Raw genomic sequence first — 22,941 nt, forward strand, 5'->3', positions numbered from 1 at the left:
GCTCATGAAGGGCTCATCGGCACCACCGCTGACCTGAGCCATAACCCCGGAAAATTCCAGCTCCCGGTGGCCCAAAATCGGGGAGCACGTCACAATGGGCCAGAGCTTACTTCAAAATGGATTAGTTCAACGGGGCAAGGTCAACCTCTACCTCACATGGTGGACGGGAAACGCGTTGGCAAATGATCGCGGCGGGGTCCGATGTCCGAAGAGAATAATCAATTCGCGACTTCAGCGCTTGAAAGATTCCGCGACTCTCAATCCTTGCCGGCTTGCGCTACCTATTGATTGTTCTCTATGAATTGTACTATCGATGGTGGCGCGGCTATGAACGCTCAAGACTTCGATGGGAGAATTCTGTGGCAAGCATCAGTGACATTTACTGTACCAAGGTCTACTCCCAACTCCGTCCTATCCATGCGGTCTGGCCCCCAGCAACGGTCTTGAAGCTTGGCGACTACGGTCGCCGCGTCGGCGCGCGGTTCGAGCGGCTCGGCTCGCTTTCCGACCTAAGCATCGCAGTCCCTCCATGCCTGGGCAACCAAGGTTCGAAACATATCGCCTTCTCCGAAGGAGCTAGTGTCGCCATCGGGGTTAACGCGAGCGTGGCAGATGTCGGAGCAACGGCAACCCTCGATGTCGGCTTCGGAAGCGAATACAGCATCTTTTTCAACGCGGCCGGCTGTTCAACCCAATCCATCGCGAGCAAGAATGAACTCGGTCAGAGCCTGTTGACCAACTTTTCGTTTAAGCGCGACTGGGTCGTCGTCACCGACATTGTTCGAGTTGCTAACTTCACGGTCGCAGTCTCTCAAGAAAAGGGGGCGACGTTGTCGCTACAAGGCGACGGCGCGACAAAGTTGGACCTCAAGGATGCGAACGTAAGGCTTCATTTCAAGAGTCAGTCGAAAGTCGGATATTTCGAGGTCAGCGAAAACCGCCTTACCCCACTCATTGGATTGTGCGGAATTCGAACCCGTTGGATCGGCGCTGACTCTCTACAATTGTTCTCTTATGGGTGGGATGACACGCTCGATCCGCCGCACTCAGAAGCGGAACTGTTCTTCACACAGGTCTGACGCTACAGGGAATCCATCCCGTAGTCCCTGTCGACCACGAGCATGTCCTTGAGGCCCTTCCGAAGTCGGTCGACTTCAGCCTCTTCTATGATGATCCGCGTCGCATACGAGATGTCGCCCACCACTTTAACGGACGGTGCGCTCGCACGTAGCTTCGATTTTACTTCACCAACTATCTTAGTGCGACGGTCGGGAGACGCTTGCCCAAACTCGGCGGCGAATGGACCTCGCATCGTGACAATCATTCGCGTCTTCATTCCGGCTTTCCCACCGCTTGGTCTTGAGTGATATAACGGCAATCTCACCTCAGCGACAATATGCCGTTACCCTGAAACAATTTGTTAAACGATGCCAAATGTACGTAGCCCGAAGCTGGTGACAGCATCTCGTTCAGCACTTTCCGAGCCGAGAGATTCCAGTCTCCTGAACTAATTCGTTGCTTCGCCAAATTTATGGCCAAGACTCCTGCAACCAACGGTGCCGCGAAAGACGTTCCCGTGATGTCGTAAGCAGGCACCCCCTGCCGGGAGATGACAAGGCCCACGCCCGGCGCGACGAGGTCGAGACCTGTCCCGAAGGCGCTCTGGTACCAGCTGTATATGCTCCATTGGCCGAACTTGCCATGCTCATCCGAGCCCCTGTCGATCTCGGAATATCTCTTCACGATCGAATGTTCCCCGCCCCAGTCCGCTAAACCGAACGCACCAACTGCCACGCAGTCGTCCAATCGAGCGGGAAACGCCACCGTGCTCAATCGTTGGTTTCCGGCGGCGCAGACGACGACTATTCCCCTTGAAGTCGCGGCCTCGATGGCGATACGCATTCCCTGCGCGACGTCATCCGGCTCCTTGTGAGTGCCGAGGCTCAGGTTGATGATGTCCACATCACACTTGAAAACCAAATCGAAAATCGCGTTAGTCACGGCAACAGGGTCGACGCCCGGCGGATATTCCGAACCAAGTTCGGAAAAACTCCATGTCCTCGGAGAGTATCCCGACAACGCCAACACCACCGAAGCGGAAGGGACGATCGGCTCGCACTCCGGACATGCGCTGCGGTCAGCGAGAACGCGACAAACCATCTCGCCGTGGCTCGGTCCTGCCTCGATTGGATCGCTGGAGACTTCTTGTTGGTGGGCTTGCGCCAATGATTGCACATGTTCGAGGCCGCCAATGTCTTTGAGCGCGGTATCCACGACGCCGATCTGTACGCCCTTTCCCCGGTTGTTATGACTGGGGTCAACATTCAGTATTTCGAGCCACCAAGGGAATGCAGGGATGCCGCTTAGTCTGTCGCACACGATCCTCATCGAGTTCGGTTCCGACGGGTCGATGGCGTCGCCGTCTACCCATCCACACCAAAATCCCGCTTCAATTGGTCTCGTGACGAGCCAGAGGATTTGCTCCTCACCTGGAGAAATCTCGAAAATTGCCTTGCCAAAACCGTCGGTACGAACCGTTCGCTTGTGATCCGGTGCGTCAGCACTCTCGACCAAGAGATGGCAAATGCAATCGACGTTCTCTCCGTCGGCTGACCTAATTTCAAGGTTCAATTCAGACAATGCTGCGCTCGCAGGATTGAGGTCGCCCGCGAAGGGCGAGTGGCGGCCATTTTCAAGCGACAATTGCATTTCGAATCTTTTCTGTCGAGGGCACCGAGCACCTTCGCTGTTCATCATCCAAAATGTTGCGCTTCAGGCCAAATCCGTGCGAACATCCTGCCGTGCGTTCGACGATTGCGGACGCTAATTGAGGGCGCTTCGGATAAACCATCGTACGGTTCCCTTCGCCCGCCCGCCCGCTAAGCTCATCGCTTGAACGCTGGCCAAAGGGAATAAACGTGGCAAAAATCTCGGTTGCCATCATCGACGACGACAAGTCGCTCCGGAACACCTTGGTCAGCTTGCTTCAGGCATGTGAATACGGAGAAATGGATTTCGCGAGCAAATGTCCGGAACCGGATGCCGGGCAGAAATTGGTGTCAAAGAACGCTGACGATCTCTGTGACCGGTTGTGACCCGCATAACTTACCGCCAAAGAGACGCTATCGTCGCCCACACAAGGGCAACTCCAAGCACTAATCTCTGCGGCCCCTGATATAATCGTGGTCCGGAACTTCGGAGGACAATACTAAACCGTCCCGTTCATTTTCTTTTTGGCCTTCGGAGAAGACAACAAAGTCGACGAAGTAGAACAGTGCAGCCCTTGCCAGACGCAGCGATGCGAGTGTTAGCTGCTTGAATTCCTCGAGATTTCTGTGATCGACGGCCGAGGAATTGGACGCAGGTTCACGTCCCACATCATGAAGAACCGTAAAACGATGGGTCGAAGAATTCCTCAGTTGCCTCTGAGCGCCCATGAAGCCGTCACCCAACCCTTCATGCTTTGAAATATCCTGAAAAACATTAAAAAGCGCCAAAAGCGGTTGATTGCCGTTAACTAGCGATGCCTCAATCGTTGGCGAAAAGACGAATCCCTTACCCTTTTCCTGCTTGCCCCAGATAGACATAAATGATGACTTCTGCGCCAGCGGAAGCTTCAAATAGCAGGCTATGGCAACAGAAATTTTGTCGAGGATGTCGAATGCGATGCGCTGCGCCGTTGTCAGAGCAGAGTATCTGACCCCGTATACGGCATAATCCAGAGTGTCGGCGTGAGACGTTGTTTCGAAATAGGGCGTCTTTGCGTCGTCCTCTCGAACCTCAAAGAGAACCTGTCTAGCGAATGCGAAATCTGCCTTCATAACGTTCATCATGGCGAAGATTTCGGGGCCCCCCGGCCCATCGGACAAGCTCGTACGAATGTGCGGAATCGTCAATAAATCAAAGCGCCCGGACGAAATTTCTTCTGCGCTACAGTGTATAGAGAGCGCGAAATTGTTCCGATGGACAAACGAAAAGTAAGGGCTATCGACCTGCTGCTCAGGCGCTTCACTGAACTTCAGGGCCTGAGCGACGGCCTTTTTCACGTCAGGCAGCGCTGACGCTCCGGCAAACTGCTCGAAAACGTCGTAGTTATTTGAAGTTACGGTCGCCAAGTATCTGACGCGTTGGCACAAGGCATCGACATGGCAATAAGACTGATAGGTTTCTTCGCTTGAGAAGAAAAGATTGGCCAGCGACATCAGGCGACGCATCTCTTGATATGCCGCTACAGCGTTTGTGGGCAGGATGCGTAAGGCATGCTGAAAGCAATCCAGCGCTTCAACCCACCGATGTGTTTCGAGGAACAAAACTCCTATGTTCGTCAGCATTTGCGATCTGGTCGCCGCGGATGCTGACGCGTCATCCATGACCGCGCCAAAAAGGACACGCGCCCGAAAACGATCATCCGAGGCTTGCCCGCGAAAGGAAGCGTCCGATTTGGCGGTAAAGCGTGCTCGTAACTGAAGTCCGTTGGCCAGATTGTATGCGGTATTGGGGCTGAAGCCGATCTCAGCAGAAAGGGCCTCCAATAGGTCTACACCTCTCCTGATGGACGCTAGATCGCCTAGAGCATCTCCGCAATCGATTAGGATGATAGCCGCGGTAGCCCTCGCGTTGGGACTCGCATCCAACTGGTCTACCCGACGGAGTGCCTCTGCGGGGTCCTGGTCCCGCAACTCCTGAAGTTCCTGGATTAGGTTCTCTATGAGATTGGCCATTAGGTGAAGTAGACCGTCCGTTTAAAATGGGCGCAGGAGCACTCCATTCGTAGCGATTATCCCACATTGGAGCTAGGCCGTATTGCGTCTACTTTCTTGAGCATGTTACCGACCAACCTCCAAGGCGGCCTTCCACGAGCCGCCACTGCTCTTCCCAACCCCATTTCGGCATTGCGGTCGCATGCGACGTCAGCTTTTGGGAAACCAACAGTCGGTCCAATTCGCCGATTAGAACGCGCAAGAATGCCCGCTTCAACAGCGCTGGACGACCCCCTGTTGCATACTCTCCCGGACGCGCCATCGTCGCCTCAGAAAAGGAGATTGGCGGTTGACACCTCGGTTAACGACACCCGTTCGGATATCTGCCAGCTTCGGTCACCATCATGAAGCTCAATAGGTAACCGACCCTCTACCGCGGACATCGCCCGTCAGCAATTCAACGTGTCGATACTCGTTAGACATAAGCCTGTCCTCAAGCCTGTGCTTGAGCCTTTCTGCTTATGCCGACTGTCCGGTCGAAATGGGGGGGCAGTTCAGCGCTCGAATTTCATCTCCAGCGTCACTCTTATATGGATACCGCTCGGCTATTCATGCCGCGAGGTTCATAGTGATGCTCCCTGCGCTTGTCGCTGCCTTGCCACCGATATCTTCCATTTATCTCCCTCGCCGCTCACGCAACGATTAGGCGTAAGGCTATTCGTCCTATCGCAGGTAAAACCATCGCTCCCGATGGCGCTGTAGCTCGAGGACGCCCATCCATGCCACTTTCGTCGCAGCTTTCGTGACCGCTGCATGGATCAAGTATCGGAAGACTCCGGGCATCTGAAAAAGAAAATTCGAGACATCAACGAATGTTTCCAGCTCACTCCATCTCATGCCCCCCAGCGAAAGAAATTCAAGACTTCGACAACAAAATCAATGGGTTGTTAACCCCTTCTCATTTTGCATATTACGCTTGGGCAACGTTAAGGCAGTCAGAATTCCCGATTGGGGGGCAATCAACCTCAAGGCTTCTGCGGCCGCCTTCCGGATCGAATAGACAGGTGAGCCACGGTAACGACCGCCATCGAAACGAATGCAATCTTCCGACCGGTTGGTCGGCGCATCAGACATAGGCCAGCAGCACGAAAGCAGAACATCGAACCTTCAAAGCGAGAGGTTCATTCAACTGGGAAGGATCAGCAATGCGTGGGTCCAATACGGATCGTACAGGAAAGCGTTGCCCCCTAAGGACGCGCGGGAGAATTTTTGACCGGGGGCGACGATCGAACTTCAACCCAGAGACGCGCCGCCGAGATGCCATCCTCCGGCAGAGGAACCGCGGTCCGCTACCTTCGCTGGACATGGTGGTGCCTGCGCATAAGCGCATACCCGCTTCTGAGCGCGAGTTGAATGCATCGGTGGACCAGACACTGAGGGACGATCCTGAGCAATAGGCGATCGGAAATCTAGTGAACGGCCCCCATAAGCAAATCCGTTTCCAAGTGCGTGGAGTAACAGTATGCGTCCTGAGATCAGTCCTATTCGTGCACTTCTTTATGGAAGGTCTGCCACTGAAGATCAAAATGCACCTACCGCAAGGGCAGATGAGCAACTTCAACGCTTGCGACAACACGCACAGAAACTCTCCTATGTCGTGGTGGGCGAAGCACGCGACGCCGCAAAATCTGGAAACTCGCTGTCGCGCACTGGCTTGACAGCGGTTCTGAGACAGGCGGCTAGTGTTCCGGCAACCTTTGACGTCCTTCTGACCGTAGACCGAAGCCGTATCGCGCGAAGCGCAGGCATCTTCGAAGCGGTAGCATATCGCCTAACTGCCGCTGGCATCCGCATTGAATTCGTCGACGAGGCTTCGACGTTGAGGGACGAGACCGCCGGGCGGGAACGCCGAGCTAGCAAGGTTCCAATGGACAGTCCCAAGCATGGGAGGTCCTCATGAGGAGGACCGAACATGTCCAGGAAGTCTATCCGCTGCTGGAGAGTATAAGCGCATCACCGCGTGCCAAGGACGAATTGCTCGAGGTTCTGAGCGCGATCATGGAAAGCTTCGTCGATCGCGCATTCGGCGTCGATTCTGTCCAGCAAGCGATGGCTTTCCGCCCAACCATTAAACCACAGCCACCGAGAGCACCTCCTATCGGAGGCCACCGAAGACGTTCCGCAAAACGCCCGCGGAGACGCCCATCCCGCACCGAACAACGAAAGCATCAAGCAAACGGAGAGCAAAGTAATGTCGGACCTAATTGTCGTAGGCTACGGCCGGGTTTCAGCGAAGAAGCAGCTCAAGGAGGGGGACGGTCTCGGGTCACAAGAAGCTCGAATCAGAGAGTACGCACGAAATCGCGGGTATCCCGCTCTGTCTGCGATGTTCGTTGATGACCGGACCGGGAGCACAGAACGCCGCCCAGGTTTCGCGGAGATGATCAAGTTTTTGGTTAAGAATCGCCGGGCCACATGTGTTGTGATCATTGACGATATCACACGCCTCGCCCGCGGTATCATCGTCCACCACAATCTTCGGGCTGCTATTGCGTCAACCGGAGCGAGACTCGAGTGCCCTTCCTTCGAGTTTGGTGAAAGTTCCGACGACATTCTCGTTGAGAATCTTCTTGCCAGCGTGTCTCAACACCAACGGCAGAAGAACGGCGAGCAGGTCCGGAACCGCATGAGAGGACGCCTACTGAACGGCTACTGGTGCTTCACCAAGCGACCAGGATATCAATACGCAAGAGTTGCAGGCCAAAAAGTTTTAGTCCCTCGAGAGCCGGTTGCGTCGATTGTGACTGAAGCGCTCGAGGGATTTGACAGCGGTCGATTTCAGACTAGAGCCGAGGTACAGCGCTTTCTGGAAAACAGTCCAGGATATCCAAAACAGCGCGATGGCACCGTCAAGATTGATCGAGTGACCGAACTGCTAAGCTCGCTGCTGTATGCAGGTTACATCGAGTATCTGCCATGGGACGTTTCAATCAGGCCAGGGCATCATCAAGCCCTGATCACATTTGAAACTTATCAACGAATCCAAGAACGTCTTCGGGGAGCCGCTAAAACGCCGGGTCGCTCTGACCTGAGCGAGCACTTTCCGCTTCGTCAAGCCGTTCAATGCGCCCACTGCGGTCGGCTTCTCGGCGGGGCCTATTCGGTCGGACGAAGCGCTGAGTATCCTTATTATTTTTGTCTCAACAAAAAGTGCATCCGCTATAGGAAATCCTTTGGCCGTGACGAGATGCACAAACAATTTGAGGCGCTGCTCAAGAGTCTGACGCCTTCGGCTAAGATCATCGAAATCGCGACTGCCGTTTTCCGCAATACGTGGGAGAAACGATCGGCCGGGGCTGCAGATCGAATCGCGCTTCTTCGTCGCGAGTTGACTACGACTGAAAATTCAATCGGACGCCTGATTGATCTTATCACAGGTGCTGCCAATTCCGAGTTGATCGCGACCTATGAGGCGAGGCTCGTTGATCTTCAGAGGCAGAAGACCGCGCTTGCCGAAAAGATCGAAACTGGGGCGAAAGCGATGCCGGACTTCGACGCGACCTTACGAACCGCCATCACATTTCTTTCAAGCCCCTGGAAACTATGGGAAACTGGCAAGACGGAGGATCGAAGAGCTGTACGGAAGTTAGTATTCACTGAGAATCTTCAGTATGCACCTGAAGTGGGCTTTCGAACCGCCGAAACCACCTTACCGTTCAGGGTGTTAGAAGGTCTCCAGGTGGATAATAGTCGAATGGTGCGGACGACGGGACTCGAACCCGTAATCTCGAACGAGAGGCAGATTTTCATACCACTTCGGCTTTCGCCGCCGCCCGAAGGCGTTCGTGGTCTGGACTGTCCCTTCGCCATGACCGAAGAAGGTTTTAGGCGCCGCCCGTCCAGTCTCTACACCTTCCCTTCCGGCCGGAAGGGCTTGGCTCGGGATTGGCCTTGGGATCTCCCCTTTAGCGTTCCCCGACTTTGAGCGGTTCTACACCGCGGATTTCCCCGCGGGCACTCCAATTGTCAAAAGTCTGCTGCGTCTACCAATTTCGCCACGTCCGCTTGCCCCGACTTCAATCATGGGCACAGTCTTATTCGTGGGCTTGTCTCAAAATTGCAAGTCCATGTTCGCGAATATTCGTACGCTCGCAGCCACCTTTGTCCTGTCCGCGAACAGGCACTGGCGCTGCGCGAAAAAAGCACCACATGAAGCACAGGGCCTCTGCCGGCATGCGGCCTGGAACTTTGGCATGTCCGGCCGGTTTTCCCGTCACCGCATGCAACAGGTCTTCAACTGATGAAACGCTCCCTGATCATCCTCGGCACCGCCCTTGCGCTCAGCGCCTGCACCACCGCCAGCGTCGAACCGATCCCCGGCTCCATCACCTATAACGGCCAGCCGCGCACCAAGCTCACGAAGTCGCCGGTCGGCAGCACCTTCGAGCACCGCTTCTATGGCGATGGAGGCGAGTATGTGGAAACCTACCAGATCCAGCCGGACCGCAGCCTCAAGCTCATCTGGCGACGCTTCCTGCCCGATATCATCGACGACAACTGAACCGGGATACGGGCGGCGGGGATCCTCCGGTGGCTTGCGGACTTGTCCTTCGGCGCCGCAACCCTATGTCGTGGCTTTCCCGCAGAAAGAGTGAACACACGTGACCTATCGCTTCCTCATCGTCGAAGACGGACTCCTGATCGCCATGGATCTGGAGGATGCCGTCCAGCGCTGCGGCCATGAGGTGGTGGGCATCGCACCGGACATGTCAGTGGCACTGAACTATGCCGCCGAGGCCGATATTGCCTTCGTCGACGTGCGGCTCGCCGATGGAGAAACGGGGCCGGAACTGGCAGCCCGTCTGGTGGAGCGCGGCATTCTGGTGGTGTTCGTGACCGGCAATCCGATGCTGGTGGAAGGACGCGATGCCGGTGCGCTCGGTGTCATCGCCAAGCCGCTCACCCTTCAGGCCGCGACCGATGTGATCCAGTTTGCGGTCGACTGGAAGAATGGCGTGCGCCGCAATGCCCCGGCGCGCCTGCGTCTGTTCCGACCGCTCGCCGAACCACAGGGCTGAGCGCCGCCGGAATGACGCAGGCTCCGGCAAACTGAAAAGGCGCGGAGATTGCTCCCCGCGCCCTCGTGCTTCCCGAAAACCGGACGGATCAGCCGGCCAGCTTGGCGGCGATGCGGGCCACATGCGCGCCTTGGAAACGGGCACCTTCGAGTTCGATCTCAGAGGGCTGCCGCGAGCCGTCGCCTTCGGTGATCGTGGAGGCGCCGTAGGGCGAGCCACCCTTGACCTGCTCGGTGCCCATCTGCCCCTGGAAGGAGTAGGGAAGACCGGCCACGACCATGCCGTGGTGCAGGAAGGTCGGAATGAAGGACAGAATGGTCGATTCCTGTCCGCCATGCTGGGTGGCGGTGGAGGTGAAGACCGAGCCGACCTTTCCGATCAGCTTGCCGTTGAACCACAGGCCGCCGGTCTGGTCCCAGAAATTGCGCATCTGCGAGGCGACCGTGCCGAAGCGCGTGCCGGCACCGACGATGATGGCGTCGTAATCCACGAGGTCATCCACCTTGGCGATGGCAGCCGGCTGATCCACCTTGTAATGCGAAGCCTTGGCAACCTCCTCCGGCACCAGTTCCGGCACGCGCAGCACCGTCACCTCGGCGCCTGCGGACTTGGCGCCCTCGGCAACGGCATAGGCCATCGTTTCGATATGGCCATAGGTGGAATGATAGAGAACCAGAACCTTCGGCATGTATGTCTCCCTTTTTGCGTGCAGCGCCGGAATGGCGCGGCCGTTGCTGATCAACTTAGTCGCAACCGGGCGTTTCGCCAGTGCCTTGTGGTCGCACGCAGTGTTCAATCTTTGAGGACGAAAAATCCGTTGCAGTCACAACGGCGTAACGCAGGCCACATGCCCAAGCATTCTTGCCGTCGCCATTTTGGCGTGGGAAGGTGACAACAGCCATTCCAGTTTCCAGTGAGGATCTCCATGACCACCCAGATCGTGACCGCCGCCATCCTGGCGATTGGCGACGAACTTCTGTCCGGCCGCACCAAGGACAAGAATATCGGTCATCTCGCCGATGTTCTGCTGCTTTCGGGCATCGATCTGAAGGAAGTCCGCATCGTCGCAGACGAGGAGGAGGCGATCGTTGAGGCGCTGAATGCGCTGCGGGCCCGCTATACCTATGTCTTCACCTCCGGCGGCATCGGCCCGACACATGACGACATCACCGCCGATGCGGTGTCGAAAGCCTTCGGCCTGCCCTGCGAGCATGATGCCGAGGCCATGCGGTTGTTGGCAGACATGTATGCACGGCGCGGCATGGAATTTACCGAGGCGCGCCAGCGCATGGCGCGCATGCCGCGTGGCGCCCGGCACATCGCCAATCCGGTTTCCACGGCACCGGGCTTCGTGGTGGAGAATGTCTATGTGATGGCCGGCGTGCCACAGGTTTTCCAGGCCATGGTGGACAATATCCTGCCGGAGCTGGCGGGCGGCGCCAAAATGCTGACACGGTCCCTGCCCTGCCCTTACGGTGAAGGCGATATCGGCACCCTGCTCGGCGCGATCCAGAAGGCGCATCCGGCAACCAGCATCGGCTCCTATCCGAAATATGACGGGCAGCGTTTTTCCACCGAACTGGTCGTGCGCGCCCGCGACCCCGAGGCACTGGACGCCGCCGCTCATGCGATTGCCGCGATGATCCGTGATCTCGATACGGCCCGTGCCAGTGGTCATCCGGGTCCCGAGGCCTGATCGGCGCCAGCGCTTGACCCAGCGCAAGGCGAGGCCCATTTCAAGGCGCATGGTGGAACGAAACGCTCCACCATCCCGCCCGAGAGGAGACACCGCCCATGGGTTACAAGACGATCCTTGCCGTTCTCGACAGTGAACGCAGCGCCCCGCCGATCACCCGCTTCGCCGCCGATCTTGCCCGCACCTTCTCTGCCCATGTGATCGGCCTTCGCGCCGAAATGCTGGCGACGGTGCCGCTGATCGCACCGATGGAAATTCCCGATCCGGCGGCGGTGGAGGCGCTGCAGCAGGCAGCCCAGGCTGAAACCCGGCGCATCGAAACCGTGTTCCGCGCCGGCATGGAACGGGAAGGCCTGTCCTTCGAGTGGCGCCCTTACGTTTCCTCAGCCGGCTATAGTTCCGACAGCGTGCAGGAGTGCCTGCGTGCCAGCGATCTGGTGCTCGCCTTCCAGAACGACGCGGAGCACGGCAATGACAGCAGCGCAGACCTGGATGCGTTGCTGTTCGAGAGCGGCCGGCCTGTTCTGCTCGTGCCGCACATCCTGAAGGAACCGCAGCCCATCCGTCGTGCGCTGGTAGCCTGGAACGGCTCGCGCGAGGCCGCCCGCGCCGCCTTCGATGCCCTGCCCCTTCTTATGCGTGCCGACAGCGTCGAAATCTTCTCCGTCGATCCGCCCGGCATGCCGCGCCAGGCACCCGATCTCGCCGGCACCGATCTCGCCAACGCACTCTCCCGCCACGGCGTGAAGGTGACGCTCAAGACCGAGGAGAATTGCCCGGTTCCGACGGCGACCGCCATCGAGAACCGGCTGGCCGATGACGGCATCGACCTGCTGGTCATGGGCGGCTATGGCCATTCGCGCTGGTGGGAAATGCTGTTCGGCGGCGTGACCCGCAGCGTCCTGGCAAGCATGACGGCGCTGACGCTTCTGTCGCGCTGAGGCTTTCTGCGCAACACCGGGGCTTTCCCGTGGGAATGCCCCGCCTCTGCCTGCGCATCCGGCTTGCTTTTTCAAGGGATTTGCCGCTAAGAGCAGCAGCCAACGGGAACCTGTCGAACAGGCCGCCCGCGGGCTGCTCCGGCATTTGCGGCGCGCCCTCCCCATTTGCCCGTCAGCGCCTTCGGAGCCTTTTCGCATGTCCCTACCCGACAAAGCCTTTCCCGTTTCCTGGGATCAGTTTCACCGTGACGCCCGTGCGCTGGCCTGGCGGCTGGCCGGCCTCAACCAGGATTTCCGTGCCATCGTCTGCATTACGCGCGGCGGCCTGGTGCCGGCCGCGATCATTTCGCGCGAACTGAACATCCGCCTGATCGAAACAGTCTGCATCGCCTCCTACCATGACTATGTGAACCAGGGCGACATGAACGTGCTGAAAGGCATTACCGCCGACCTGCTGACCGATGGCGGCAAGGGCGTACTGGTCGTGGACGACCTCACCGACACCGGCAAGACCGCCTCGGAAGTGCGCGCCATGATGCCGAACGCACATTTTGCCTGCGTCTATGCCAAGCCGAAGGGCGTTCCGACGGTCGATACCTTCGTCACCGAAGTCTCGCAGGACACCTGGATCTATTTCCCCTGGGACATGGGCTTCACCTATCAGGAACCGATCGCCAAGGGCCACAAGGGCTGATCCTTGCTTTCTCCCGCATCTGGAACCCGCCCGACCGGCGGGTTCTTTCGTTTTGGATACGGCTTTGCGAACCGACATGAGTGTCAATTATGTTTTGTTCTCAGACATTTGCCTGTCCGTACCCCCCAACGCGGGAAGCCTATTTCACGATTTATTTATATTCGAAAGCCATAAAATGAGACGCGCGGTTGCACCCTGAGGCTGCGGCGGACCATGACGGCCTGACCATCAAGCGCATCGAGCCATGTCCCGGACCCGCCATGCGGTCCCTGGAGCCGAGGGCGCCATGCCGAATTTCCTGAGATCCCTTCCCCTGACGGCCAAGCTGTCCGCCATCATCGTGACGATCAACCTGATCGGCGTCATCGGTCTCGGCATCTCCACCTGGACCAGCGAACGGGCCGCCATGCTGTCGCTGATCTCCGCAAACTGGATGAAGGATACGGCACAGTTTGCGACGCTTGCGTCAGGAGGCGTCAAGTGGGGCAAGGCCGATGTCGTTCAGGAAGCCTATGCCCTCTACCGGGACAAGGCGGATCTGCACCTCGTGCAATTTGCCGCCTATGGCGCCACGTTGAATGTCGTAGACAGCTGGAACCGCAAGGAGGTGGACGACCTGCCCTCTGCCGATGCGCTGGCAAAGGCTGCCGCGACCCGCCCCGAGAAACCTGCGATCGTCGATACTGGCGCCGATCCGGACCTGATGACGATCGTTGCGCCGCTTCCCAATGACAAGTCCGGCAAGCCGACGGGCTATGTCGTGACGACCTGGACCGGCGACCGGATCATCGACCAGATCCGCAGCAAGGTTCTCACCTCGGTCATGTTGCAGTCCCTCGTCATCATCGCTGCCGTTACCGTCTTCATCGTCACCATGCGCCGGCTGGTCGGCCAGCCGTTGCAAGTCATCAGCCGCCGCATCGCCGGCCTGCAGCAGGGCGATCTGCAGTCGCCGGTCGTCTTCCAGCAGAAGGGCGACGAGATCGGCTTCCTGGCCCGCGCACTCGAAGGCTTCCGCAAGGATGCGATCGCCCAGCAGGAACAACATCGCCTGGCCGAAGAGCAGCAGGCGACGATCAGCAGCGAACGTGCCCGCAATGCGCGCATGGCCGAAGACAATGCGGCGACCCAGGCACGGGTGATGGCAAGCGTCGGCTCCGCGCTGGAACGGATGGCAGCCGGCGATCTCACCGCTACGCTTGGCGATCTCGGTCCCGAATTCGAGAAGCTGCGACTGGATTTCAACGCCATGGTGCAGTCCGTTGCGGTCGCCATCACCGAAATCAAGTCATCGGCCGGCAATGTGGAAAGTGGCGCCGTGGAGCTTGCCTCTCAGGCCGAGCAACTGGCCAAGCGCACTGAACAGCAGGCCGCTGCGCTGGAGGAAACCGCTGCCGCGCTCGATCAGGTCACCGCAACCGTGCGCACCTCCTCGCAGAGCGCCGAGACGACTGGTGCCATGGTGGGCGAAGCCAAGTCGGAAGCCAGCCATTCGGCCGAGGTCGTGCGCAATGCGATCGGCGCCATGGACCGCATCCAGCACTCGTCCTCGCAGATCGGCACGATCATCGGCGTGATCGATGAGATCGCCTTCCAGACGAATCTTCTGGCGCTCAATGCTGGCGTCGAGGCCGCGCGTGCCGGTGAAGCCGGCAAGGGCTTTGCGGTCGTCGCGCAGGAAGTGCGCGAGCTTGCCCAGCGCTCGGCCAATGCCGCCAAACAGATCAAGAACCTGATCGATGTGTCGAACAGCGAGGTGGCAAACGGCGTCCAGCTCGTCAACCAGACCGGCGACACGCTGCTGAAGATCGAGGAGCATATCGGCCGCATCGCCGAAGGCATCGTCGGCATGGTGCAGTCCTATCGCCAGCAGGCAACCGGCCTGCAGGAGATCAATGCCTCGATCAGCAGCATGGACCAGACGACCCAGCAGAACGCCGCCATGGTGGAAGAGGTGAGCGCCGCCTCCCATGATCTGCTCTCGCAGAGCCGCACCATGCAGGACGCCAGCGGTCGCTTCCAGCTCGGCCCTCTTGCCGCCCAACGCCGCGTCGCCTGATCCCCAACACGATGCCTCGCCACCGGGACCGGCGAGGCGCAACCGGCAGAAGGTCCCGTCCAGAATCCCCCCATCCGAGGAGCACCCTATGAAACATTTTCTGACCGGTCTTGCCGCCACCGCCATGATGACCCTCTTCCTGCAGCCGGCCAGGGCGGAAGAGGCACATGTCGCCCCCGTGACCGCCTATATGAAGGCCCATGTCACCGGCTGGGTGAATGATCCCGTCATCATCGGCGCCATCAAGGCGCAGAATGCCAAGCACGCCAATCTGAGCGAGGCCGATATCGTGGCCCTCGACAAGAAATGGCGCGCGGAAGTGGACGCCGCCGACAAGCCGCTGATCACTGCAACGCTCGGCAATGCCGTCTCTGCCTTCCTCAAGGCCAAGCAGGCCGATTCCAAGGGCGCCATTGCGGAAGTGTTCGTGATGGACAACAAGGGCCTCAATGTCGGCCAGAGCGAAGTCACCTCCGACTACTGGCAGGGGGACGAGGCGAAGTTCCAGAAGAGCTTCGGTGTCGGCAAGGATGTGCTGTTCGTCGACAAGGTCGAGAAGGACGAATCGAGCCAGGCCCTGCAGTCCCAGGCCTCCATGACCATCAGCGACGAAAGCGGCAAGCCGATCGGCGCGATCACGGTCGGCGTCAACCTCGAAGCCCTCTGACCTCATCCATTCCATCAGCCAGGCACCGCGGCCGTCCTTTCGGGCGGCCGCTTGCATTCGGGAGCCGCTGTAAGAGCCTGGTCTGCAAGCTCTGTCGCCGGAGATGTTGCCGCGGACGTGGCATGCAGGAATGCCGGCGTCTCCCCTTTCACGGCGGCACCGTTCACCTGCATGGGGACAGAGGGCCGACTGCCGGAACGCATCGCCGTCACGCCGGTTCATGCGTTTCGGAGCCCGGAGAGTACCCGGAGTGCATGGCATTCCCCGGTCTCGTGGCCAACGAAAAAGGCGCCACGCGGGCGCCTGTCTCGTTGCCGGTCCGTTCCTGACCCGAGGATCAGGCCGCCGTGCGATAGGCGTGGCCGGCGCTGGCGGCGCCATCCAGCCGGAAGCGCGCGAGGATCGCTGTCAGCTGGCGGCTTTCGGACGCCAGCACCTGGCTCGCGGCGGTGGTTTCCTCCACCATGGCCGCGTTCTGCTGCGTCATCTGGTCCATGTGGTTGACGGAGGTGTTGATCTCGCCGAGCGCTGCGGACTGTTCGCCGGCGGCGCGCGCGATGGTCGCGACATGGTCGTTGACGCGGTTGACCAGATCCTCGATCTCCTTCAGCGCCTCGCCGGTGGAGAGCACCAGCGTCACGCCGCCCTTGACCTCGTCGGCAGACGTGTTGATCAGCGTCTTGATCTCCTTGGCGGCATTGGCAGATCGCTGCGCGAGTTCCCGCACCTCCTGCGCCACTACGGCAAAGCCACGACCGGCCTCGCCCGCGCGCGCCGCCTCGACACCGGCATTCAGCGCCAGCAGGTTGGTCTGGAAAGCGATCTCGTCAATGACGGAGATGATCTGGCTGATCTTCTGCGAGGACTGTTCGATGCGACCCATGGCCTCGATCGCATCGCGCACGATGCCGCCGGAGCGGCCGGCGCTGGCCTTCGTCTCTGCCACCATGCGGGTTGCCTCGTTGGCGCGATCGGTCGACATGCGAACCGTGGTGGTGATTTCCTCGAGAGCCGCCGCGGTCTCTTCAAGGGCTGCTGCCTGCTGCTCGGTGCGGCGCGCCAGCTGGTTGGAGGCCGAGGACAGCTCGCCGGAATTGTCGCTGATGGTGCCTGCGGCGGTGCGCACGTTATCCATCGTGCCCCGCAGCACGCCCATGGTGGCGTTGACGTTCTGCTGCAGTTCGGCAAAGGCCCCCTGGAAGGTGCCCCGCATATCCTGCGTCAGGTCCTGCTCGGCCAGAGCGGCGACAACGCGGCGCACCTCCGTGATCCCCTTGTCGACATTCTCCACCAGTTCGTTGACGCTGGTGGCGAAGCGTTCGAGATCGGCATCCTCGTAGCGCTTGCTGATGCGCTGGCTGAAATCGCCGGCAGCGGCGGCGGCCACGATGCCGCTGATCGAGACCTGCAGATCCTTGCTCTGACGATTGAGCGCCGCCTCCTGCGCTTCCATGGCTCGCATCTGGATCTCGTTGGCGCGGAACACTTCGAGCGCGCGGGCCATCTCGCCGATTTCGTCGGTGCGGTCGGTATCGGTCACCGGTTGGTCTGTGCGGCCTTTTGCCATGGCGCTCATCACCAGCGTCATGCGGCGGATGGGGCTTGCAATCTCGCGACGGGCGATGACGAGGCTGAGCGCGACGCCGGCGACGATGCAGACCACGGCGGTGATCGCAAGGATCATGACCGTCGTTTGCGACTCATCGATCGCATAGGCGCGCGACTGCGACAGCGTCTTGGCGGAATAGGTGCTGTAAACCTTGACGGCAGCCGTCACGGCCTTCTGGCCGTCCAGCGCTTTCTCAAGTGCAGCCGTCATCACCTGGCGATCCTTGCCGGCTTCGGTGCCGGCTATCTTCACCATCTGACGGATGGCATCGAAATAGGCGTTGAGGCTCGCCTTGATGTCGGAGAGCTGCTTCTGCTCCTCCGCATCGGCGGTGGAGGCGATCTTCGGCAGGCGTTCCAGCATTTCCTTGGCGCGCTTCTCGGTCTCGGCGGCGAAATCGGCGGCCTTGTCGGGCGCGAGCGCCAGCTGGTAGGTCATGCGGCTGATGGCAATGATGTCGATGCGCAGGTCCATGGCCTCGCGGGCCACCTCCTCGCGTGCCCCCGTATCCTTCAGCGCACCCCCCATCGAGAAGAGGCCTTGCGTTCCGACAGCGGCAATGGCGGCGGCGGCAGCGCCCATCAGCACCACCACCAGACTGATCTTCTTGAGGATCGACAGGTTCTTGATCGTCACGGACATCTCTCCGAAGGCTTCGAACGGGGCGGATGCACGGCAGGGTATGCACCCGCAGCATTCTTCCATTCGAATCTCCTAAGTTACGTGCGTTAAAATTTTGCATGGAAAAACTCCGAGAATTTATGGGGTCCCGATCCTGCATCTGTCACAAAATCCGTCACACCGCAGAAGGCGGCCGGGAAAGACGCCACGCCAAATGCTTGATGCGATTGAATGATTCGCTTCTCCCCGTTTTCCACAGCTTACAGACACAAGATATTGTGGTTAAAAAACCGTTGCAGTCTAAGCCTTGACGAATCTCCCGGTTCGGCCGAGATTGGAACCGTTGCGGCGGCGACAGGATCGGACGTCACGAGGCCGATCCTCTGTAAGCGCAAAAATCACCCAACTCCGTCGGTCGGCGGCTTGCCATGAGGGCTCGCACGCTGGTGGATGTCGCGTGTCTTTTTGTGCCACCGTCTCGGCAAAATGGGGTGGTGGAAAACTGCTTTTACGCTATATTTAGTGTTTGCAGCCAACCTGCCCACAAGATACAGGTCGACCATCCACGGATGATTTACCATTCGAGTTGAAACGGGCACGGCTGCGCGTTGTTTGACAGCGATCGCCGCCGACGGATTTTTGTGCGCCCGGCGGGCGCGACAGCGAGGACGAGAGAGATGCGCATTGAACGTCGTTTCACCAAACCTGGCCAGGGCGCCTATGCGGAGATCGAATTCCGCAAGGCTGTCAGCGAGATCCGCAATCCCGACGGCTCGATCGTCTTCCGCCTGGAAGACATCGACGTTCCCGCGCAGTTTTCCCAGGTGGCGACCGACGTTCTCGCGCAAAAATATTTCCGCAAGGCCGGCGTGCCGAAGGCCCTGAAAAAGGTCGAGGAAAACGACGTTCCCTCCTTCCTGTGGCGCTCGGTTGCCGACGAAAAGGCCCTGAAGGATCTGCCGGAATCCGAACGCTACGGTTCGGAAACCGATGCGCGCCAGGTGTTTGACCGTCTGGCCGGCACCTGGACCTACTGGGGCTGGAAGGGCAAGTATTTCTCCTCGGAAGAAGATGCCGCCGCCTTCAAGGACGAGCTTGCCTACATGCTCGCCACCCAGCGCGTGGCGCCGAACAGCCCGCAGTGGTTCAACACCGGCCTGCACTGGGCCTATGGCATCGACGGCCCCGGCCAGGGCCATTTCTACGTCGATCCCTTCACCGGCAAGCTGACCAAGTCGAAGTCCGCTTACGAACACCCGCAGCCGCATGCCTGCTTCATCCAGTCCGTCGAGGACGATCTCGTCAACGAGGGCGGCATCATGGACCTGTGGGTGCGTGAAGCGCGCCTCTTCAAGTATGGTTCCGGCACCGGCTCCAACTTCTCCCATCTGCGCGGCGAAGGCGAAAAGCTGTCCGGCGGCGGCCGTTCCTCGGGCCTCATGTCCTTCCTGAAGATCGGTGACCGCGCTGCCGGCGCCATCAAGTCGGGCGGCACCACGCGCCGCGCCGCCAAGATGGTGGTGGTCGACATCGACCATCCCGATATCGAAGCCTACATCGACTGGAAGGTGAAGGAAGAGCAGAAGGTTGCCGCCCTCGTCACCGGTTCCAAGATCGTTGCCCGCCACCTGAAGGCCATCATGAAGGCCTGCGTGAATTGCGACGGCGATGGCGACGATTGCTTCGACCCGACCAAGAACCCGGCCCTGAAGCGCGAAATCCGCGCTGCCAAGAAGGACCAGGTGCCGGAAAACTATGTCAAGCGCGTTATCCAGTTCGCCAAGCAGGGCTACAAGGATCTCGAGTTCAAGACCTATGACACGGACTGGGATTCGGAAGCCTATCTCACCGTCTCCGGCCAGAACTCCAACAACTCCGTCTCGCTGAAGGACGATTTCCTGCGCGCTGTCGAGACTGACGGCAACTGGAACCTGACTGCCCGCAAGGACGGCAAGGTGCTGAAGACGCTGAAGGCCCGCGATCTCTGGGAAAAGATTTCCTATGCCGCCTGGGCATCGGCCGATCCGGGCCTGCACTTCAACACGACGATGAACGACTGGCACACCTGCCCGGCGGCAGGCCCGATCCGCGCATCGAACCCGTGTTCGGAATACATGTTCCTGGATGACACGGCCTGCAACCTGGCCTCGCTGAACCTCCTGCAGTTCAAGGACCGGGCCACCAAGCGCATCAACATTGCCGATTACGAGCATGCGGTGCGCCTGTGGACCGTCGTTTTGGAAATCTCGGTGATGATGGCGCAGTTCCCGTCGCGCCAGATTGCCGAACTGTCCTACCAGTACCGCACGCTCGGCCTCGGCTATGCCAATATCGGCGGCCTCTTGATGTCCTCCGGCATTCCCTACGATTCGGCAGAGGGCCGCGCCATTGCCGGCTCGCTGACGGCGATCATGACCGGCGTCTCCTATGCCACCTCGGCGGAAATCGCCTCGGAGCTTGGCCCCTTCCCGGGCTTTGCGCCCAACCGCGACAACATGCTGCGCGTCATCCGCAACCATCGCCGCGCCGCCTACGGCGAAGCGACCGGCTACGAAGGCCTCTCCGTCAACCCGGTTCCGCTGATCCATTCGGAAAATCCGGACCGGGATCTCGTGGCCCATGCCAAGGCGGCCTGGGACAAGGCGCTCTCGCTCGGCGAGCAGCACGGCTACCGCAATGCCCAGACGACGGTGATTGCGCCGACCGGCACGATCGGCCTCGTGATGGACTGCGACACGACCGGCATCGAGCCCGACTTCGCGCTGGTGAAGTTCAAGAAACTGGCCGGCGGCGGCTACTTCAAGATCATCAACGGCGCCGTGCCGGAAGCGCTGCGCACGCTCGGCTATTCCGAAAGCCAGATTGCCGAGATCGAGGCCTATGCCGTCGGCCATGGCAACATCAACCAGGCACCGGGCGTGAACCCCGGCTCGCTGAAGGCCAAGGGCTTTACCGACGAGAAGATCGAGGCGATCAACGGCGCCACCAAGGCTGCCTTCGACATCAAGTTCGTCTTCAACCAGTGGACGCTCGGCGCCGACTTCCTGAAGGAAACCCTGAAAGTTTCCGACGAGCAGCTCGCCGACATGAGCTTCAACCTTCTGGAGCATATCGGCTTCTCGAAGAAGGACATCGAAGCCGCCAACATCCATGTCTGCGGTGCGATGACGCTGGAAGGCGCGCCCTTCCTGAAGACCGAGCATCTGCCCGTCTTCGATTGCGCCAATCCCTGCGGCAAGATCGGCAAGCGGTATCTCTCGGTCGAAAGCCATATCCGCATGATGGCGGCAGCCCAGCCGTTCATCTCGGGTGCGATCTCCAAGACGATCAACATGCCGAACGAGGCGACCGTCGAGGATTGCGGCTCCGCCTACATGCTCTCCTGGAAGCTGGCGCTGAAGGCCAATGCGCTTTACCGCGATGGCTCGAAGCTCTCCCAGCCGCTCAACGCCTCGCTGATCGAGGATGAGGACGACGAGGACCTGGTGGAAGAACTGCTGGCACAGCCGGCAGCCGCCCAGGCCGTGGTTGTCACCGAAAAGATCGTCGAGCGCGTGGTGGAACGTCTGGTCCGCAGCCAGGAAAAGCTGCCGTCGCGCCGCAAGGGCTATACCCAGAAGGCGAAGATCGGCGGCCACACCATCTTCCTGCGCACCGGCGAGTATGACGACGGCCGCCTTGGCGAGATCTTCCTCGACATGAACAAGGAAGGTTCGGCGCTGCGCGCCTTCATCAACAATTTCGCCATCTCGGTCTCGCTCGGCCTGCAATACGGCGTGCCGCTGGAAGAATATGTCGATGCCTTCACCTTCACCAAGTTCGAGCCGGCCGGCATCGTGACGGGCAATGACGCGATCAAGAACGCCACGTCGATCCTCGACTACGTGTTCCGCGAACTCGCCATTTCCTATCTCGGCCGCCACGATCTGGCGCATGTCGATACCTCCGACTTCTCCTCCACGGCGCTCGGCCGCGGCGTCTCCGAAGGCAAGGCCGACATCGTCTCGAAGGGCCTGACCCGCGGCTATCGCCCGACGCTGGTCTCCAGCGCCCAGTCCGGCGAACCGCGCGGCGCGTCCTCCGCGGCACCGGCCAAGGCCTCGGCCGGCGGCAATGTGACGGCTTTTGCCGGCTCCGCCGCCCGCAAGCTGGAAGCAACGGTTGCCATTTCCACCTCCGAAGTCGTGTCCTTCAAGCGCGACTACGAGGAGCGGGCCAAGGAACTGGCAGAAGAGATCATCGAGGAAGTGATCGCCGACGAGGCCGCCACCGCCCTCTTCTCCGACAAGGCCGCCGCCGACGCCGCCTCTGCCAAGGCAGACGCAAAGAAGGTGGAAGCAGAACGCCGCATGCGCTCCATCGCGCAGGGCTACACGGGCAACATGTGCTCCGAGTGCCAGAATTTTACGATGGTGCGCAATGGGACGTGCGAGAAGTGCGACACGTGTGGAAGTACAAGTGGGTGCTCTTAATTACTCTTCTTACTCCGTGAGTGAGTGATAACATCTGGGGGCGGCTTACAAACTGAGCTGCCCCTCTTGGCTGTATGCCACTAATCAAGACCTAAATTTTCGAAGCGGACCAAAACTAGAGAAGTATCCGCCTTTAGGCGGATTCCGTATTCATTAGAAAGACTGACTTGGCGTGACTACTACTAAGCCAACTGACCTGCTCCCCTGATTGTCCGCGTTTATAAGTTAGCTCTGTTCATGTTCTGGTCCTTTCTGGACCGGGTTGCAAACTCGTAAGGGGTTAAACCGTCGAGGCTCGTATGCGGGCGATCTAGGTTATAGTCGTTTCTCCAGTCTTCGATAATCTCCCTCGCGTGGCGGTAGCTGGTGAAGAGGTGCTCGTTGAGGCATTCATCGCGCAGCCG

17 protein-coding genes are annotated in these 22,941 nt (G+C 59.6%); 12 read left to right on the forward strand and 5 right to left on the reverse strand.

Annotated elements, in window-relative coordinates; all coding sequences use genetic code 11:
* On the forward strand, positions 1–186 hold a 186-nt coding region (locus F3H95_RS27380; RefSeq protein WP_210248598.1), incomplete at its 5' end, for a hypothetical protein.
* Positions 187–359: 173 nt separating this feature from the next.
* Positions 360–1,079 (forward strand): hypothetical protein, encoded by a 720-nt coding sequence (locus tag F3H95_RS25900; RefSeq protein ID WP_149748084.1) that lies wholly within the window; start codon positions 360–362, stop codon positions 1,077–1,079.
* 301 nt (positions 1,080–1,380) lie between these two features.
* Here F3H95_RS25900 and F3H95_RS25905 read toward each other — a convergent pair whose 3' ends face one another.
* A complete protein-coding gene (locus tag F3H95_RS25905; protein ID WP_188134493.1) occupies positions 1,381–2,709 on the reverse strand; it encodes a S8 family serine peptidase in 1,329 nt (442 codons plus the stop codon).
* Between the two features lie 209 nt (positions 2,710–2,918).
* Here F3H95_RS25905 and F3H95_RS27320 point away from each other — a divergent pair, with 209 nt between their 5' ends.
* The gene (locus F3H95_RS27320; RefSeq protein ID WP_188134494.1) at positions 2,919–3,095 is read left to right on the forward strand and encodes a hypothetical protein; all 177 of its coding nucleotides are present in this window, start codon (positions 2,919–2,921) and stop codon (positions 3,093–3,095) included.
* 60 nt (positions 3,096–3,155) lie between these two features.
* Here F3H95_RS27320 and F3H95_RS25910 read toward each other — a convergent pair whose 3' ends face one another.
* On the reverse strand, positions 3,156–4,532 hold the full coding sequence (locus F3H95_RS25910; RefSeq protein WP_149748086.1) for an LA2681 family HEPN domain-containing protein: 1,377 nt from the start codon (positions 4,530–4,532) through the stop codon (positions 3,156–3,158).
* Between the two features lie 2,419 nt (positions 4,533–6,951).
* Between F3H95_RS25910 and F3H95_RS25920 the strand changes: the two genes are divergently transcribed.
* From F3H95_RS25920 to F3H95_RS25930, 3 genes are all read left to right on the forward strand, one after another.
* Positions 6,952–8,685: a recombinase family protein gene (locus F3H95_RS25920; RefSeq protein WP_149748088.1), complete on the forward strand. Its 1,734-nt coding sequence runs from the start codon at positions 6,952–6,954 to the stop codon at positions 8,683–8,685.
* A 315-nt stretch (positions 8,686–9,000) separates the two neighbouring features.
* Positions 9,001–9,261, forward strand: a complete 261-nt coding sequence (locus F3H95_RS25925; RefSeq protein ID WP_149748089.1) for a lipoprotein — start codon at positions 9,001–9,003, stop codon at positions 9,259–9,261.
* A 100-nt stretch (positions 9,262–9,361) separates the two neighbouring features.
* Positions 9,362–9,778 (forward strand): response regulator, encoded by a 417-nt coding sequence (locus F3H95_RS25930; RefSeq protein WP_244618146.1) that lies wholly within the window; start codon positions 9,362–9,364, stop codon positions 9,776–9,778.
* 88 nt (positions 9,779–9,866) lie between these two features.
* On the opposite strand, the gene wrbA is transcribed toward F3H95_RS25930, so the two are convergent.
* Entirely contained in the window at positions 9,867–10,466 is a 600-nt protein-coding gene (wrbA, locus tag F3H95_RS25935) for an NAD(P)H:quinone oxidoreductase type IV (protein WP_143125624.1), read from the reverse strand.
* A 237-nt stretch (positions 10,467–10,703) separates the two neighbouring features.
* On the opposite strand from wrbA, the gene F3H95_RS25940 reads away from it, so the two are divergent.
* The 5 genes from F3H95_RS25940 (at position 10,704) to F3H95_RS25960 (ending at position 15,835) form a co-directional block, all read left to right on the forward strand.
* Positions 10,704–11,474 (forward strand): competence/damage-inducible protein A, encoded by a 771-nt coding sequence (locus F3H95_RS25940; RefSeq protein ID WP_143125623.1) that lies wholly within the window; start codon positions 10,704–10,706, stop codon positions 11,472–11,474.
* Between the two features lie 98 nt (positions 11,475–11,572).
* The gene (locus tag F3H95_RS25945) at positions 11,573–12,415 is read left to right on the forward strand and encodes a universal stress protein (protein ID WP_143125622.1); all 843 of its coding nucleotides are present in this window, start codon (positions 11,573–11,575) and stop codon (positions 12,413–12,415) included.
* A gap of 196 nt (positions 12,416–12,611) precedes the next feature.
* Positions 12,612–13,109 carry a xanthine phosphoribosyltransferase gene (gene gpt, locus F3H95_RS25950; protein ID WP_143125621.1) on the forward strand — a complete coding sequence of 166 codons (498 nt, stop codon included), beginning with the start codon at positions 12,612–12,614 and terminating at the stop codon, positions 13,107–13,109.
* 286 nt (positions 13,110–13,395) lie between these two features.
* Positions 13,396–15,168: a methyl-accepting chemotaxis protein gene (locus F3H95_RS25955; protein ID WP_149748090.1), complete on the forward strand. Its 1,773-nt coding sequence runs from the start codon at positions 13,396–13,398 to the stop codon at positions 15,166–15,168.
* Between the two features lie 88 nt (positions 15,169–15,256).
* Positions 15,257–15,835 (forward strand): hypothetical protein, encoded by a 579-nt coding sequence (locus tag F3H95_RS25960; protein ID WP_244618147.1) that lies wholly within the window; start codon positions 15,257–15,259, stop codon positions 15,833–15,835.
* A 337-nt stretch (positions 15,836–16,172) separates the two neighbouring features.
* On the opposite strand, the gene F3H95_RS25965 is transcribed toward F3H95_RS25960, so the two are convergent.
* Entirely contained in the window at positions 16,173–18,080 is a 1,908-nt protein-coding gene (locus F3H95_RS25965) for a methyl-accepting chemotaxis protein (protein WP_149748091.1), read from the reverse strand.
* A 662-nt stretch (positions 18,081–18,742) separates the two neighbouring features.
* Here F3H95_RS25965 and F3H95_RS25970 point away from each other — a divergent pair.
* Complete coding sequence (locus F3H95_RS25970; protein ID WP_149748092.1) at positions 18,743–22,537, forward strand: vitamin B12-dependent ribonucleotide reductase; 3,795 nt, start codon at positions 18,743–18,745, stop codon at positions 22,535–22,537.
* 218 nt (positions 22,538–22,755) lie between these two features.
* Here the strand turns inward: F3H95_RS25970 and F3H95_RS25975 are convergent.
* Positions 22,756–22,941: integrase core domain-containing protein (locus F3H95_RS25975; RefSeq protein WP_149748080.1), on the reverse strand; the 186-nt coding region annotated here is incomplete at its 5' end.

The organism is Rhizobium sp. RU35A, from assembly GCF_900156005.1.
GTDB classification, from domain to species: domain Bacteria; phylum Pseudomonadota; class Alphaproteobacteria; order Rhizobiales; family Rhizobiaceae; genus Neorhizobium; species Neorhizobium straminoryzae.

What these genes read in the sequence shown, in the direction of transcription:
- F3H95_RS25955 (WP_149748090.1), top strand. Translation starts at nt 13,396, where the DNA reads ATGCCGAATTTCCTGAGATCCCTTCCCCTGACGGCCAAGCTGTCCGCC.
- gpt (WP_143125621.1), top strand. Translation starts at nt 12,612, where the DNA reads ATGTCCCTACCCGACAAAGCCTTTCCCGTTTCCTGGGATCAGTTTCAC.
- F3H95_RS25970 (WP_149748092.1), top strand. Translation starts at nt 18,743, where the DNA reads ATGCGCATTGAACGTCGTTTCACCAAACCTGGCCAGGGCGCCTATGCG.
- F3H95_RS25920 (WP_149748088.1), top strand. Translation starts at nt 6,952, where the DNA reads ATGTCGGACCTAATTGTCGTAGGCTACGGCCGGGTTTCAGCGAAGAAG.
- wrbA (WP_143125624.1), bottom strand. Translation starts at nt 10,466, where the DNA reads ATGCCGAAGGTTCTGGTTCTCTATCATTCCACCTATGGCCATATCGAA.
- F3H95_RS25940 (WP_143125623.1), top strand. Translation starts at nt 10,704, where the DNA reads ATGACCACCCAGATCGTGACCGCCGCCATCCTGGCGATTGGCGACGAA.
- F3H95_RS25960 (WP_244618147.1), top strand. Translation starts at nt 15,257, where the DNA reads ATGAAACATTTTCTGACCGGTCTTGCCGCCACCGCCATGATGACCCTC.
- F3H95_RS25925 (WP_149748089.1), top strand. Translation starts at nt 9,001, where the DNA reads ATGAAACGCTCCCTGATCATCCTCGGCACCGCCCTTGCGCTCAGCGCC.
- F3H95_RS25945 (WP_143125622.1), top strand. Translation starts at nt 11,573, where the DNA reads ATGGGTTACAAGACGATCCTTGCCGTTCTCGACAGTGAACGCAGCGCC.
- F3H95_RS25905 (WP_188134493.1), bottom strand. Translation starts at nt 2,709, where the DNA reads ATGCAATTGTCGCTTGAAAATGGCCGCCACTCGCCCTTCGCGGGCGAC.